The following is a 14,461-nucleotide window of genomic DNA, read 5'->3' as shown; positions in this document are numbered from 1 at the left end:
ATGAGGGGCTGAAGATCCAATGACCTCCAGCGACGACAGCAGCCGGGTGCTGTCCAATTGGCGTGAGTCGGCGCAGGCGTGGGACAAGCACCGCGAGGCGCGGCGAATGCTTGCCGGCAGCGTCATGGCCCGGTTGAATCGCGAAGCGGCGATTCCGGAGGCTCCGCCTTCAATTCGTTACGACGTGCTCGAGGTTGCGGCAGGGCCGGGCGAGGCATCGCTCGACCTCGCCGAGGAACTCGGCCCGAATGCGACGGTGTGGTCCACCGATCTCGTTCCCGAAATGGTCGAGAGCGGGCGGCGCGCGGCTGCCCGGCGGGGCGTCGCCAACGTGCGATTCCAGCAATGCCGCGGCGAACAGTTGCCGTTCGAGATGAGTTTCTTCGACGCCGTGATCTGCTGCTTCGGGATCATGTTCTTCAGCAACCCGCTCGCCGGAGTGCGCGAAGCCCTGCGTGTGCTGAAACCGGGCGGCCGCGTCGCCTACTGCGTCTGGGGCCCGTACGCGGCGAATCCGTACCATCACGTGTTGACCGACGTTCTGAACCGCTACGTCCCGGGACCACCCGGCGCCCCGGATGCACCGGGCGCGTTTCGCTTCGCGGCGCCAGGGAAGCTGAAGGCCATCCTGATCGAGGCCGGCGCGCAGGATGTCCGCGAGTGCTCGTACCCATTCCGCATCGAAGCGCCGCTGACGTTCGATCAGTTTTTCGAGATTCGCACCGAGATGTCGGACAGCCTGCGCGACAAGCTGCGCCGGATGCCGGGGGATGAGTTGTTGCGCTTCAAAGAGGATGTGCGCAAGAACGCTGCCCGGTACTTCAGCGCCGACGGCTGCGAGCTTCCCGCAGAAGTCGTCCTGGTTTCCGGACAGCGCTGAGCAGCGCACAGAGCGGAACATCATGAGAGCGATGTCGTCTGCGACGTTTATCGTTCGCGATTCTGCGCATTCAGCCCGGAGGCTGATAGTCGATCATCATCTCCGCCAATTCGGCGAGTGAGGGCGCGCGCCGCGCTACCATCGAGGCAGTATTCACGCGAGGTGGGCGATGCCGGACCCGACACCACCAGGGAGCCAGTCGTACCAGTCAGCCAGGGCAGAAGCGGCGCAGCTGCTGCGACAGATCAACGACGCATGGCTGGAAGGGCGTCCGCGCGATCTCACCGAGCTGTTTCACCCGGACATCGTGATGGTGCTTCCCGGGTTCGCCGGCTCCCTGCAGGGCCGCCAGCAGATGATCGACGGCTTCACCGACTTCTGCGCCAGCGCAAAGGTTCACGCCTTCGACCTGGACGAGCCCCATATCGACGTGATCGGCCGGACCGCGGTCGCGAGCGTCCTCTTCAGCATGATCTACGAGCGGCAGGGGCAGCGTTTCCGCTCCACCGGCAGAGACGTGTGGGTCTTCACGCGGGAAGCCGCGCGATGGCTCGCCGTCTGGCGGGTCATGGTGGACGTCACCGACGAAGCGGTCTGACGATCGGGGCGGCGGGGCACGGATGCCGCGCGTCGGGCGAGCGCGGCGTCACGAATCACCCGTCTCGCGCATCATACCCAGGAGATGAGCACCCGGCTGCGCGAGACGCAGATCGGGGGACCGGTGAGCCTCTGCGACGCCCGGCTGCGCCTCTCGGGCTGTGATGGTACGGGTGCCTGCCTGGTACGCCGCCGTATGTGGGTTCGCGTTCGCGGGGGCTGCGTACGCACAGCCTGCCGGAAGCGGCTCGGGACCGATCGCCGCGGCGGTGGCGCGCCACGCCGGCGACATTGATCCGGCCGGGCCCACGAGCACGACCCCGAATCAAGCGGACGCGGACACGGCCGCATGGTCTGAAGCCACTCGAGCGCTGCTCCCCGGCGCGGAGGTGCGGCTGATTCTGGCCAACGGACGTTCGGTGCACGGCGTGTTTCGCGCCGCCGACGATCGGCGCCTCGTCGTCGCCGTCGACGGGGCCGATCAGCGCGTGAACCGCGCCGACGTCGTCCGGCTCTCCGTCAGGCAGGGGACGCTCCGGAAGCGCCGCGAGTCGATCGGGATGGCGATCGGCGGCGCGATCGGCGCGTCGATCTGGCTCCGCCGGTGTGGACGGACGCGCGACAGCTGCCACGAAGAGGCGATGTTGTATTTCGGCGGGCCGATCATGGCAGGCGGCCTCGTCGGCCACACGCTGCCCGAGGGAACCGCCTGGCGGGACGTCTACCGGCGGCGCTGACGAGGCGGATGATGGGCATGATTGCCGTCTGGCTCCGCGGCGCGGGCAACGACCGGCCGCCTCCGCTCAGCAGAAATCCGTAGAAGACGCAGCGGTCCGCACGGCGATCGCCGACCACTACTTCAAGGCCCGCGCAACCGGGAGCGGCGAGCCGCTCGAGGGAATGTTCGTCGACGAGGGACGGATGATGTGGGTGCACACGGCCAAGCTCGGCGGCGAGTGGAAGATCATTCACAAGGCGTTTCACCGCGTTCCGAAGTCGGGCGCCGCCGCGAAGTGATCCTTCGACCAGACCCGACGGAGCACGGCAGCGAGACGATCGGGACCACGGGCTGACAGTGACCGCGCGAACGCTCCACCGCTATCATGGGCAGATGGCCGGGTGGCGCCTCGAACACTCGTACGCGGCGCTGCCGCAGCTCTTCTTCTCCGACGTGCGTCCGACACCGGTCGCGGCGCCGCGGCTGGTCATATTCAACGGTGCGTTGGCGGAGGCGCTCGGTCTCGATCGCGCGGCGCTCGACAGTCCCGCCGGCGCCGCGACCTTCGCGGGCAACACGCTGCCCGACGGGGCGCGGCCGATCGCGCAGGCCTATGCCGGGCATCAGTTCGGCCATTTCACGGGGCTGGGCGATGGACGCGCGATCCTGCTCGGCGAGCAGATTGCCCCGTCGGGCCATCGGCGCGACATCCAGTTGAAGGGTTCGGGACGGACACCGTATTCGCGCGGCGGGGACGGCCGTGCCGCGCTCGGCCCGATGCTGCGCGAGTTCATCGTCAGCGAAGCGATGGACGCACTCGGGATTCCCACGACCCGCAGCCTGGCCGTCGTTGCCACCGGAGAGGCTGTCTTCCGCGACGCGCCGCTCGAGGGGGCAATCCTGACCCGCGTGGCGGCGAGCCACATCCGCGTCGGGACGATGCAGCGGGCGGCCGCGCACCGCGATCACGATGCACTGCGAGCGCTGTCGGACTACACGCGCGCGCGCCACTACCCACAGCTCGCCGAGGCCGCGGAACCGCATCTGGCGCTGTTCGACGCCGTCGTCGATGCGCAGGCACGCCTGATCGCTCGATGGCAGCTCGTCGGCTTCATCCACGGCGTGATGAACACCGACAACATGGCGCTCTCGGGAGAGACGATCGACTACGGGCCCTGCGCCTTCATGGACGCGTACGATCCCGGCACGGTGTTCAGTTCGATCGATCACGCGGGCCGGTACGCGTACGGCAACCAGCCGGCAATCGCACACTGGAACCTGACCCGCCTCGCCGAGGCCATGCTGCCGTTGTTCGACGCGGCGACCGAGAGCGCCGTCGAGCGCGCGACGGCGTCGCTCGACCGCTTTCCGGAGCTCTACGAGCAGTACTGGCTCGACGGAATGCGATCGAAACTGGGTCTGTTCGCTCCCGACCCGGAGGACAGCGTCCTGGTGGAGGACCTGCTCGCGTGGATGCGGCGGCAGGAAGCCGACTTCACCAACGTGTTTCGCTCGATCAGCCGCGCGGCGACCGCGGCGGCTCTGGCGTCGGAAGATGCCGGCTTCGCCGCGTGGTATGCCCGCCTCGAACGCCGCCGGTCGCGCCAACCGCAGGCGGCCGCGGCGAGTGAAGCCCTGATGCAGCGGAACAACCCGGCGTTCATTCCGCGCAACCATCTGGTCGAAGAGGCGCTGGCCGCGGCCGTCGGCGAACACGACCATGGCGTGATGGAACGGCTGCTCGATGTGCTCGCCAGGCCGTACGATTATGATCGCGACCTGCCGATGTTCACCCAGCCGGGGAAGGACGGGCGGCATTACCGCACCTTCTGCGGCACGTAGAGCCTGAGACAAAGGCCGGCGCGTACCCCGGCGGCAGGAGGACAGCATGCGCAACGCGACGTCACTCTTCATCGTTCTCGTGCTCGGCACCGCCCACCAGGCGTCGGCGCAGGTGACGCTCACACAGAAGCCGGACCAGATCGCCGTCGCGATCGATGGCAAGCCGTTCACGGTCTTCCACGTCGGCGGCGAGCATCTGAACCGGCCGTATCTCCATCCCCTGCGTTCCGCCTCCGGGAAGATCGTCAACCGCTCCTTTCCCGCCGGGCAGCTGCCCGGTGAGACGACCGATCATCCGCACCATGCCGGCCTCTTCTACGGACACGGCAACGTGAACGGCTACAACTATTGGGCGGTTCAGAACGTCGCGAATCCGCAGCCGCCCGACAGCAGCAACTTCGGCCGGATCGTGCTCGACAAGGTGGCGGCGGTGAAGAGCGGCAAATCGTCGGGCTCGGCCGACGTCGTGCTGACCTGGCTGAAACCCGACGGCGCCCCGCTGATGAAGGAAACGCGGCGGACGACCTTCTACGCGCACCCCGAGCTGCGCATCATCGACTTCGATTTCGATTTCGCGGCGATCGATACGGTTGTCTTTCGCGACACCAAGGAAGGCAGCTTCGCGATGCGCATGGCGACCGTGCTCGAGGAGCCGCCGGCGAAGCCGAAGCCGGGCGAGCCTGCGAGAACCGGCAGGCTGCGGAACGCGCAGGGCGGCGAGGGGGAAGCCGGCGTCTGGGGCAAGCGGTCGGAATGGGTCGACTATTCCGGAGCCATCGACGGAGAACGGGTCGGCGTGGTGATGATGGATCATCCGGGCAATCCCCGGCATCCCACCTACTGGCACTCACGCGGCTACGGGCTTCACTCGATCAATCCGTTCGGGGTGAGCGACTTTCTCAACGACAAGACGCAGGACGGGAGCCTGACGGTCGAGCGAGGGCAACACGTCCGCTTCCGCTACCGCCTCGTCATCCACCCCGGGCTGTCCCCAGCGAGGCTCGCGGAGCTTTACAGGGAGTTCGCCGGGGGCACGGCTTCGAGCCGGTAGTCGCGTCACCAGCTTTGCGATGGCGCGGCGCGATCCCTATACTGCCTCGCACATCGCATAGGGGGAGACCATGGACCAACTCCTCAAGGCACTCACGGACGAGCTGAAGAAGCTGCCGGGGTTCGCCTGGCTCATGATTGCCGTCTCCACGCTCTACGGGCGGGCGTTCGGCGAGGTCGACGCCATCCTGGATAGCGTGGTGATTCTCGGGGCGTGCTGGGGCGTCTACCGCCTCGGCGGCCGGCTGGACGGACCTTTGTACGATTCGCTGTTCGGCCCGGAGCGCAGCCGCAACACGCTGGCGCCGATTGCGCGCTTCCAGACGGAACTGGATCGACTGCGGGACGAGGCGGCGCGCGCCATCTTCGGGCAGGCGCGCGTGACGGACTATCGCGACGCGGCGGCGAAGAACAAAATCACGGCAGGCGGCCGGTCGACGCTGTATCGCTACTGCGAGCGTCTCGTGAAACCGACGAGACTGTGGGACCAGGAGATCAAGTTCTGGCTGAACACCTCCAAAGCCGCGCGAGGGCTGGTGGTCCTCATGCCGCTGCTCGCGCTCGTCCTCGCGCTGCCGTCTGGCGTGTTCGCGTTTGCCCCCGGCCTGGCGGATCGCGTCGTTACCGCGCGCCAGAACCTCGGCTTCGCCGGCGTGTGGTGGATTCATGTGCTGATCGCGGCCGGCGCGCTTCCAGTGTTCCTGGTGACGCGCTACCACCATCACCATCGGCTTTACAGCATCGTGGCAGAGCACGTCAGACACGCCGAGTTGAGGAACGGGGAGATCAGGGCCGAGATTGTGGAGGATCCGATCGTCGTCAATGCCGCGGACGGCTCCGGTGTGGTCGCGGCCGTGCCGCAGTGATGCGACCGTTGGCCGCGTGCCCGTCGTCTGGCGCGGCGGTTACCGAAGGCGCCCGGGCGGCCTGACGTTCCTTCCCGTGCGTTTGGTGAGCGAGTCGCCGAGGTCGTCGCGCGCCCGCTCGGCATACGCCATCAGGCGGCTGACGACCTCCGGCTGACTGGCGGCGACATTCGTGGTCTCGCCGGCATCCTGCTCGAGATCGAACAGCGACAGCTCCAGGTCCTTTCTCACGTAGCGCCCCGGCAGGCCGCCCGCGCCGGCCGCCGCGAGCGACTGATACGGGTGCGGCAGGTGCAGCTTCCAACGCCCGCTCCTGACGGCGTGCAGCTCCGTGCCCCAGTAGAAGTACAGCGCGTCGTGAGGTGAGGCGGCGTCGCGGTGGTTCGCCAGGATCGGCCAGATATCGCGTCCGTCGATGATGCGATCGGCTGGCGCATGCGCCCCCGCGAGCGCCGCGATCGTCGGCAGCAGGTCGATCGTCATGGCCGGCTGATCCCGCACCTGGCCTTTCGCTACTCGGCCGGGCCAGCGCGCGACGAACGGCACCCGCACGCCGCCCTCGAACGTCGTGCCCTTGCCTTCACGGAAGGGCGCCGCTGAACCGGCATGATCGCCATACGACAGCCACGGACCATTGTCGGACGTGAAGATGACGAGCGTCTGCCGATCGAGCTTCGCATCCTCGATCGCATCGAGCACCTGACCGACGGACCAGTCGATCTCGGTGATGACGTCGCCGTACAACCCGTGACCGCTCCGTCCCCGGTGCTTGCCGGAGACGAAGAGCGGCACGTGCGGCATCGGATGCGCCAGGTAGAGAAAGAACGGCGTCTCCTTGTGGCGCTGGATGAATCGAACCGCCCGGCGGGTGAACAACGTCGTGAGCTCCGACTGGTCCGGATCGAGCCTGACGACCCGATCGTCTTCGATCAGCGGCAGTTCGGGATAGAAGTTCTTCTGCTGCGGGTGCCGCGGCCACATGTCGTTCGAGTACGGCAGTCCCAGGTACTCGTCGAAGCCATGACGCCCCGGCAGGAACGGCGGTTCGTGCCCCAGATGCCATTTGCCGAAGATCGCCGTTGCATACCCGCGCTGCTTCAGGATCTCGGCAATGGTGAGCTCTTCGGCATTGATTCCGTGCGCCGCGGTGTGATTGAGCGCGCCGGTGATGCCGACCCGGTTCGAGTAGGCACCGGTGAGGAGAGCCGCGCGCGATGCCGAACACACGGCCTGCGCGACGTAGAAGCTCGTGAGTCGCGTCCCTTCGGCCGCCATGCGATCGAGGTTCGGCGTCCGCGGACGGGTCTTTCGATCAGCCGGACTGAAGCTGTTGATGTCGGCGTAGCCAAGGTCGTCGGCGAACACGATGACGACGTTCGGCGGCCTGGGCGCGGCGCCGCGCGGCTGCTCGCGGCCGTCCGTGTGACTCGCCGCCGCGCCCGCCAGGGCGCTCACGACAGCCGTCAGTGCCGCCAGCCGCAGGATCCCGATCACGCGGGACTCGCCGGCATGCGGAACGTCTTCTTCACGTATTCGATGTTGGCGCGCGTGTCGGCGACGATGTCCTTCGAGGGCGAACCGGTTTCGAGGACGTACCACCCGCGGTAGCCGATGTCGTGGAACTCCTGCGCCATCCGCGGCCAGTCGACCCGGCCGCCAGGCTCGGACAGCAGCATGTTGGCATTCTTCACGTGAATCTGGTGGATGCGCTTCCCGAGCAGCTTCGGCTCGGCGTAGATGTCCTTCACGCGCGGCACGATGTTGTGGCAGTCGTAGTAGACGCCGACATACTCGGATCCGATCGCATCCACGATCCTGATGTTGTCCTCGGCCGAGATCCAGTCCTCGAGCGCCACGACCACGCCGTACTTCTCGGCGTAGCGTGCGACCTCCTTCATCATCACGACGAATCCCTCGACCTGTGCCTGATTCGTCACGTCGATGTGGCTGTCCCCGAGGATCGGCAGCAGGATGTTGTTGGTGCCGAGATTGTGGGCGATCTCGACCGCCTCGACGAGCAGGATGGCGAAGGCGGGATTGGTGTGCATCGGCAGCCGTGCCTTCCCCGGGTTGCCGATGGCGAGCGAGCAGATCTGAATGCCGTTGTCGAGCGCCGCGCGCTTGAAATCCGCCTGCGTCTTCGCATCGCGCAGCGTTGGCGTCTTCCCGTCGGTCGGGTACTGCACGCTGACCTGGATGCCGTCGAGGCCAATCTCGCGCGCCAGCGCGATCTTCGTGATGTCGCCGCGCTGGCCGAGGTTCCAGTCGGTCATGCCGACGCGCACCGGGATCGGGTTGGTGGTGTGTGCCCGCGCGATCGCGGGCATCATCGCGGACGCGGCGAGCGCTCGCGTGACGAATTCGCGGCGGGTCATGTGCGTCTCAGGATGCCGTTCCAGCCCTTGCGGTACTCCGGCCGCTTGATGAACGGCGCCGCCTCGGGAGCGTTGCTGGCCCGGAGGTTCCTGTAGTCCCACTCGATCTTCTTGCCCGTCCGGTACGCGACGTTCCCGAGATGGTTCGCTTCGGTGGTCCAGCCGGAATACTGGAAGTTGGAGCCCGGGACCGGACCGGCGCCCTTCGCGTAGTTCACCCACTCGATCCAGTGACCCGGCGAGCGCGGCAGCGTTTCGGGCGGCGTCTCGAAGTCCTTGAATTTCTCCTCCGGCAGCAGCTTTCCGTTGCCGAGCAGCATTCCGTTGTCGCCGATGAACAGCTGCGAGCGTCCGCCCCATTCCGGCACCCAGCCCGGCGGCTTGCTGTTCCCCTGGTGCCAGACCAGCTTCACCGGCGGCGCGCCCGACGGCGACGCGGGAAACTCGTAGACCACCGTCATCGTCGCGGGCGCCAGTTCCCTGTGCGCGGGCCCGTTCGGCGAGGAGGCTTCGATCGTCAGCGGCTGCCTGATGTCGAGCACCGTATAGGGGACGTCATTGTCATGGCTGCCGAGATCGCTCATCGTCCCGTTGCCGACGTCCCACCAGCGGTACCATCGCGGCCCCGGGAAGTAGGTCTCGTGGAACGGCCGCGCCGGCGCGGGACCCAGCCACAGATCCCAGTGATGGTGCGGCGGGATCGGCATCGTCTCCTTGAAGCGATCGACGATCTGCACGCCGTTGTAGAACCCGTGCGGCTTGTCGAACTTCTCGGCGGAGGCCGCGTCCTGCAGGCCCCACGCCCGCTCGGCCCAGACGTGCACCTCGCGCACCGGCCCGATGACGCCGGTGTTCAGGATCTCCTTGATCCGGCGCCGCATCGGCGACGCATGCCCCTGGTTCCCCATCTGCGTCGACAGCCTCGGATATTTCGCCGCGAGCTCGCGAATCAGCCGCGCTTCCCAGATGTTGTAGGTGAGCGGCTTCTCGCAGTACACGTGCTTGCCATGGATCAGCGCCAGGTACGTCGCGAACGCGTGGGTGTGCTCGGCGGTCGAGACCACGACGGCGTCGAAGGCGTTCGGCCTGTCGAAGACCTTTCGCAAATCCGTGAACCTCCTCGCCCGCGGATACCGTGTTGCCGCGGCGTCGAGGGCGTGCTGGTTCACGTCGCAGAGGACGACGACGTTCTCGTCGGGATGTGGTGCCGCCGGCGCGGCGCCGGGGCCTTGCGGCGGGCGGTCCGGGGCGATGGTGAGCTCGTTGAGGCTGGCAGTGGCGCGGCCGCCACAGGCGATGAAGGCGATGTCCAGCTTGTCGTTGAGACCGCGGCCCCGCAGCAGTGCAGGAGCGCCCGCGAAAACTCCGGCCGCCAGAGTCGTGCCGACGAACTCGCGACGCGTGATCCGGCGCTGGCGTGTGCTCATGGTCTTCTCCCCTGCCGCGTTGTGCGCGACGTTACTACGGCGCAGGGTGGCACGCAAACCAGCCCGGCACGGCGGTCCGGGCGCTTCAGAATCGCAGCGAGACGATGGCGCCGGCGCCCCCCATGGACAGCACCGGAGCGACCCGAACATCCGGCGAGCGCTGGCCGGACGCGTAGACGCGGGTGCGGCCCGTGATTGCCAGGTCGGTGAGCACTCCCACGCCCGCACCGATCCCGCCGAACAGCGCGCCGGAGGCGGCGGCCACGCGCGCCGCGTTGCAGCTGTAGCTGCCGCAGACGGCGGCTCCGCCGACTGCGCCGCCCACTCCACCCGCGACGAGCCCGATCAGCGTGCCGTTCACCAGCGAGTCCCGCCTCCTGACTTCGATCGATCGGACATCCGCTTCCGGGAAGATTCGCGCCTGGCCGGTTCCGCTGCCGCCGGTGCCGGCCCCGCGGGTCCCCAGAAGCTCCAGGGACGAGGCGGACAACTGACCGAGTCTGCCGGTGGTGCGGCGGCCGCTCGCGTCCGTGACGCGGATGACAGCCCCGGGTTCGAGGAGTTTCGCCAGCTCCGAAAAGGACGTGGCCGTGCCCGTGTGCGCGTCGCGCGCCCGCTGCGGCTCCGGGACGCCGCTCTGCGCGCGCGCCACAGCCGGAGCCGTCGCGATCAGGACACCCGCGAGCAGACCGATCAACTTCGACATCGTCCACCTTCCTTTCGCATTGGCCGCCGCGCGCGTCTTGTTGGTTGACATCGGACTTCCTTTCGGCCATACAAGGCGCGAACGCATACGCTCGCGGCTCGGATGGGCCGCACTGTCGGCTTTGGGAGGCGCAATGGAGCCTGGTCCGTACGCACCGCCGAAGGCGAACGTCGCCGATCCTCTTCCTGACTCGCACGGTCTCAAGCGCCGCAGTGTCCTGGTGATGATCGCGTTCACGATTGTCACGTTCGGCATCTACTATCTGGTCTGGTGGTTCCGGCGCCGCCCGGGCTTGAATCGTCTGAATTCTCCAAGGAAGCTCGCGCTCTGGCCGCTGCTGCTCCTGGCGGCGTTCTACGTCTTCCAGTTCGTCCTCGCCTTCGCGGCAGGCGACGCGCCGGCGGAAGACGTGATCGGCCAGGCTGGTGTCGGGTTCGAGATGCTCTTCCGGCTCGGAATCGGGATTCTGATGCTCATGCAGGCCTTCAAGATCAAGGACATCATCGAAGATCACGCAGCGCCGGATACATCCGAAGGGACCCTGCTCGTCGAGCGCGTGCAGCTGTCCGGACTGATGACGTTCTTCTTCTCGATCTTCTACCTCCAGTGGGCCATCAACCGGTACGTCGTCGGGCCGGGCGAGCGTTTGCAGCCGGCGGCGACCGGTGCCATCATGAGCGACGGCGGCGACGCCGTACCGGGCCGCCCGCCTCGCCTCGAACTGTGAGGGACACATGTCGACTCCCCTTCGCGCCAGAACACCGTGGAACGCGCGCCGATGGCTGCGCCTCATCACCCGTGGGTCTCTGATCGGGCTCGTCCTGATCGCCGCATTCGCCGTGGGCACGACGTGGGTCATCGAGTCGGCGGTTCACGCCGCCAGCGAAGCCGCGCTGGCCGAACGGCCAGGGGACCCCGTTACGGCCTTGATGGCGTACGTGGAATCACCGGCCCACACGCTGCAGGCGCGTAATCGCGCGGTCTGGGCTCTGGGACAACTGGCGGACGCGCGCGCGTTGCCGGTGCTGGAGAAGCACGTCACGGGCCGGCCGTGCGAGCACGACCGCGCATTGTGCCAGTACGAGCTGAGCAAAGCGATTCGCCTGTGCCGCGGCACACCGAACGTGCTGGCGTCGATTTGGCGCTGAACCGTGCCGCGGTCGACGGCGGACTCGCAGGCCGTCGATGCGCCACCGAGGGACATGAAACCGGAAAAGATGAAGGCCTACGGCTCGTTCGCCGAGTGGAAGAGCGACCAGTCGGCCAGCAATCAGCGGCTGATCAACGCGCTCGCCGGACTCGTCAGGAAGGCGGCTCCCGAGTTCACGCCCGCCGTCAAATGGGGACAGGGCTGCTGGACGCTGGCCGGCGCGCCCAAGGTCTACATTCATGCCGAACCGGACCACGTCCAGTTCGGCTTCTACGCCGGATCGACGCTGAAGGATCCGCACCGGCTGCTCGCCGGCAGCGGCAAGTACGTCCGGCACGTCAAGGTGTTCACGACCAGGGGCATCGCGCGGGAGGCCCTTTCGGCGCTGGTGGAGCAGGTGAAGCGCGAACCGAAGTGAACGCCGGGCGGCGGGCGCCGTGCGGCCGGCCCTGATGGCGCTCTCGTCCTCGGTCTTCACGTTCGACATCGATCTCGCCGACGCCGATCGCGGCGTCTACGAACACCTCGACCTGCGCGTCGCCCGCCACCCGTCGGAGTCCGACACGTTTCTCGTCGCGAGAGTGCTGGCGTATTGTCTCGAGCACACGGACGGCATCGCGTTCTCGCGCGGACTGTCCGACGCCGACGATCCGCCGATGGCCGTCCGCGATCTGACGGGCGCCCTGCAGACCTGGATTGACGTCGGCACCCCTTCGGTCGAGCGGCTGCATCGCGCCTCGAAGGCGGCGGCGCGCGTCGTCGTCTACATCCACAAGGAGCACGGACAGTGGCTCGGGTCGCTCGAGGGGGCGAGGATCCACCGCGCCGCGGAGCTCGAGCTGCGCGCGATCGACCGCGGCCTGATCCGCGGCCTGGCGGACGCGCTGGAGCGCCGGATGTCGTTCGCGCTCTCGGTCGCCGAAGGGGAGCTGTTCGTGTCGCTGGGCGACCGGACGCTGTCGGGCAGGGTGGAACGCATCCTCCTGGGAAGAACAGCAGGGTGACGGCTGAAACCGCGCGTGCCGCAACAAGGAGAGACGATGCCGCTGTATCTCACGAAATTCAGCTACACGCCCGCCACGTGGGCGCGGCTGATCGCTCACCCGGAGGACCGCCGGAAGGCGGCTGAGTCGTACATCGAGTCGGTCGGCGGAAAGCTGCACGGGTTCTGGTACGCCTTCGGGACGCACGACGGGTACAACCTGTGGGAGGCTCCCGACAATGTGTCGATGGCGGCGGTGGCCCTGGCGATCAGCGGCGGCGGTGCGCTCAGCGCCTTCGACACGACCGTGCTGCTGACGGTGGACGAGACGATGGAGGCGATGCGGAAAGCCGGCAGGATCGGATACCGGGCGCCCGGCGCGTAGGTCACGTACTCCCTATGCAGCCGTGACGCTCTCGGAACTTTCGCTCTCCGGCCGCGTCAAAGCCTTGTGACACAAGGTATGCCGCTCGACACCTGGCACGAACAGCTTCGGCGCGGGAGCCTCGACCTCGCCATTCTCCTCACCGTTTCACCGGGGCCCCGCTACGGCCTGTCGATCATCCAGCACCTGGAAGCCTTCACCGACCTGGTGGTGACCGAAGGCACCATCTATCCGATCCTCGGCCGGCTCACGCGCGAGGGGCTGCTCGCCGCCGAGTGGGTGGAAGGGGAGGCGCCGCACGCGCGCAAGTACTACCGGCTGACGCGCATGGGAGCGAAGCGGCTGGCGGAGATGATCGGCGAGTGGCGTGCGCTCGGAGGCAAGATCGAACGGCTGATTGCCGAAGCAGAGAGGAATGGGCGTGGTTCTCACTGAGACGGGCGAGTCACGGCTCCGCGGATATCTCTACGTGCTCGAGCGATCGCTGGCGCTGGCGCTGCCGCGCGCCGTGGTCGAAGACGCGCGGCGCGAAATCGAGTCGCACCTGCGCGAGCGGATCGCCGCGGTGCCCGCCGGCGCGGACGAGCGCGGCGCGCTCGAGCAGATCCTCGCCGAAGTCGGGCCGCCGCTGCGCGTGGCGCAGGCCTACTCCACCGAGCGCGTCGTCGACGAGGCGGTCGTCACCGGAGGGGTGATCCCGATGGTGCGCGCGATCTGGCAGGTCGCGTTGACGTCGGTCGCGGGGTTCCTGGCGGTGCTCGCCCTGATGGTCGGGTACCTGACCGGCGCGGCGTTTCTGGCGATCGCGATCCTGAAACCGATCTTCCCCAATAACGTCGGCTTCTGGCGCGTGAACGGTCCGGAGAGTCTTCCGACCAGCCTCGGGATCCTGTTCCCCGCGGAGGGCACGCCCGCAGGCGGCAACTGGGTAATTCTCATCGGCCTGGTCTGCGGCCTCGGCGCTCTGGTGCTCACCCATCTCGGCGCGCGCCGCTATCTCGGGTGGTGGCGGGCGCGGCGCCGCGGGTGGATTCAAACGGGCGCGGCCAACTGAGGAGGCAACCACATGACCGCATCGCTGATTGGACTCGTCATGGTTATCGCGGCTGCCCAGGGCGCCGCAGTCGACGCTCCGGCTCCGGCCCAGCTGATTGGCACGTGGCGCGGGACGTCCACGTGTACGGATCGCGTCGCGGCCCCGGCCTGCCGCGACGAAACGGTCGTCTACGAGTTCACCGCCGGGTCCCGGGGCGGCTCGGTTCGGTGGAAGGCCGACAAGATCGTCGCGGGCAAGCGCGAACCCATGGGTGAGCTGGAGCTCGCCTACGACGCCGGCGAAGCGTGCTGGAAGGCGGAGTTCTCCAGTCCGGCGGTGAAGACCGTCTGGCGTCTCGTCGTGAACGGCGATCGGCTGACGGGGTCCGGACGGCTGCTCCCCGGCAATCAGGTCATCCGGCGGATCGAGGTCCGGCGCGAGCGATGA

18 protein-coding genes are annotated in these 14,461 nt (G+C 67.7%); 14 read left to right on the top strand and 4 right to left on the bottom strand.

The genetic code is table 11. From position 1 onward, the window contains the following. The first annotated feature begins 19 nt into the window (after window positions 1-19). From VFK57_10485 to VFK57_10460, 6 genes are all read left to right on the top strand, one after another. Window positions 20-880, top strand: coding sequence for a class I SAM-dependent methyltransferase (locus tag VFK57_10485; GenBank protein ID HET7696125.1), 861 nt, complete (start codon window positions 20-22; stop codon window positions 878-880). Window positions 881-1,049: 169 nt separating this feature from the next. After that, window positions 1,050-1,478: a nuclear transport factor 2 family protein gene (locus VFK57_10480; GenBank protein ID HET7696124.1), complete on the top strand. Its 429-nt coding sequence runs from the start codon at window positions 1,050-1,052 to the stop codon at window positions 1,476-1,478. Between the two features lie 388 nt (window positions 1,479-1,866). Next, entirely contained in the window at window positions 1,867-2,214 is a 348-nt protein-coding gene (locus VFK57_10475) for a hypothetical protein (protein HET7696123.1), read from the top strand. 374 nt (window positions 2,215-2,588) lie between these two features. Next, on the top strand, window positions 2,589-4,037 hold the full coding sequence (locus tag VFK57_10470) for a YdiU family protein (protein ID HET7696122.1): 1,449 nt from the start codon (window positions 2,589-2,591) through the stop codon (window positions 4,035-4,037). 46 nt (window positions 4,038-4,083) lie between these two features. Beyond that, the gene (locus tag VFK57_10465) at window positions 4,084-5,088 is read left to right on the top strand and encodes a PmoA family protein (protein ID HET7696121.1); all 1,005 of its coding nucleotides are present in this window, start codon (window positions 4,084-4,086) and stop codon (window positions 5,086-5,088) included. Between the two features lie 70 nt (window positions 5,089-5,158). Then, entirely contained in the window at window positions 5,159-5,953 is a 795-nt protein-coding gene (locus VFK57_10460) for a hypothetical protein (protein ID HET7696120.1), read from the top strand. 39 nt (window positions 5,954-5,992) lie between these two features. Here VFK57_10460 and VFK57_10455 read toward each other — a convergent pair whose 3' ends face one another. The 4 genes from VFK57_10455 to VFK57_10440 form a co-directional block, all read right to left on the bottom strand. Then, window positions 5,993-7,447 carry a sulfatase gene (locus tag VFK57_10455; protein ID HET7696119.1) on the bottom strand — a complete coding sequence of 485 codons (1,455 nt, stop codon included), beginning with the start codon at window positions 7,445-7,447 and terminating at the stop codon, window positions 5,993-5,995. Then, entirely contained in the window at window positions 7,444-8,328 is an 885-nt protein-coding gene (locus VFK57_10450) for a sugar phosphate isomerase/epimerase family protein (GenBank protein ID HET7696118.1), read from the bottom strand. The genes VFK57_10455 and VFK57_10450 overlap by 4 nt, the downstream gene beginning before the upstream one ends. Continuing rightward, window positions 8,325-9,755 (bottom strand): Gfo/Idh/MocA family oxidoreductase, encoded by a 1,431-nt coding sequence (locus tag VFK57_10445; protein ID HET7696117.1) that lies wholly within the window; start codon window positions 9,753-9,755, stop codon window positions 8,325-8,327. Before VFK57_10445 ends, VFK57_10450 begins: the two co-directional genes overlap by 4 nt. Before the next feature lie 85 nt (window positions 9,756-9,840). Beyond that, on the bottom strand, window positions 9,841-10,461 hold the full coding sequence (locus VFK57_10440) for a hypothetical protein (GenBank protein HET7696116.1): 621 nt from the start codon (window positions 10,459-10,461) through the stop codon (window positions 9,841-9,843). A gap of 19 nt (window positions 10,462-10,480) precedes the next feature. On the opposite strand from VFK57_10440, the gene VFK57_10435 reads away from it, so the two are divergent. The 8 genes from VFK57_10435 to VFK57_10400 all read left to right on the top strand — a co-directional run bounded on the left by VFK57_10435 (window position 10,481) and on the right by VFK57_10400 (window position 14,461). Continuing rightward, entirely contained in the window at window positions 10,481-11,188 is a 708-nt protein-coding gene (locus VFK57_10435; protein ID HET7696115.1) for a DUF4234 domain-containing protein, read from the top strand. Window positions 11,189-11,195: 7 nt separating this feature from the next. Next, window positions 11,196-11,609, top strand: a complete 414-nt coding sequence (locus tag VFK57_10430; GenBank protein ID HET7696114.1) for a hypothetical protein — start codon at window positions 11,196-11,198, stop codon at window positions 11,607-11,609. Window positions 11,610-11,663: 54 nt separating this feature from the next. Continuing rightward, the gene (locus VFK57_10425) at window positions 11,664-12,029 is read left to right on the top strand and encodes a DUF1801 domain-containing protein (GenBank protein ID HET7696113.1); all 366 of its coding nucleotides are present in this window, start codon (window positions 11,664-11,666) and stop codon (window positions 12,027-12,029) included. A 19-nt stretch (window positions 12,030-12,048) separates the two neighbouring features. Beyond that, window positions 12,049-12,615, top strand: coding sequence for a YaeQ family protein (locus tag VFK57_10420; GenBank protein ID HET7696112.1), 567 nt, complete (start codon window positions 12,049-12,051; stop codon window positions 12,613-12,615). A gap of 36 nt (window positions 12,616-12,651) precedes the next feature. Then, window positions 12,652-12,978 (top strand): GYD domain-containing protein, encoded by a 327-nt coding sequence (locus VFK57_10415; GenBank protein ID HET7696111.1) that lies wholly within the window; start codon window positions 12,652-12,654, stop codon window positions 12,976-12,978. Between the two features lie 78 nt (window positions 12,979-13,056). After that, window positions 13,057-13,413 carry a PadR family transcriptional regulator gene (locus VFK57_10410; protein ID HET7696110.1) on the top strand — a complete coding sequence of 119 codons (357 nt, stop codon included), beginning with the start codon at window positions 13,057-13,059 and terminating at the stop codon, window positions 13,411-13,413. Then, on the top strand, window positions 13,400-14,032 hold the full coding sequence (locus VFK57_10405) for a hypothetical protein (GenBank protein ID HET7696109.1): 633 nt from the start codon (window positions 13,400-13,402) through the stop codon (window positions 14,030-14,032). The genes VFK57_10410 and VFK57_10405 overlap by 14 nt, the downstream gene beginning before the upstream one ends. A gap of 12 nt (window positions 14,033-14,044) precedes the next feature. Next, window positions 14,045-14,461 (top strand): hypothetical protein, encoded by a 417-nt coding sequence (locus tag VFK57_10400; protein HET7696108.1) that lies wholly within the window; start codon window positions 14,045-14,047, stop codon window positions 14,459-14,461.

Source organism: Vicinamibacterales bacterium, assembly GCA_035699745.1.
Lineage (GTDB): Bacteria > Acidobacteriota > Vicinamibacteria > Vicinamibacterales > 2-12-FULL-66-21 > JAICSD01.
The sequence above is the reverse complement of the archived record's forward strand: the minus strand, read 5'-3'. Positions and strand labels throughout refer to the sequence as shown.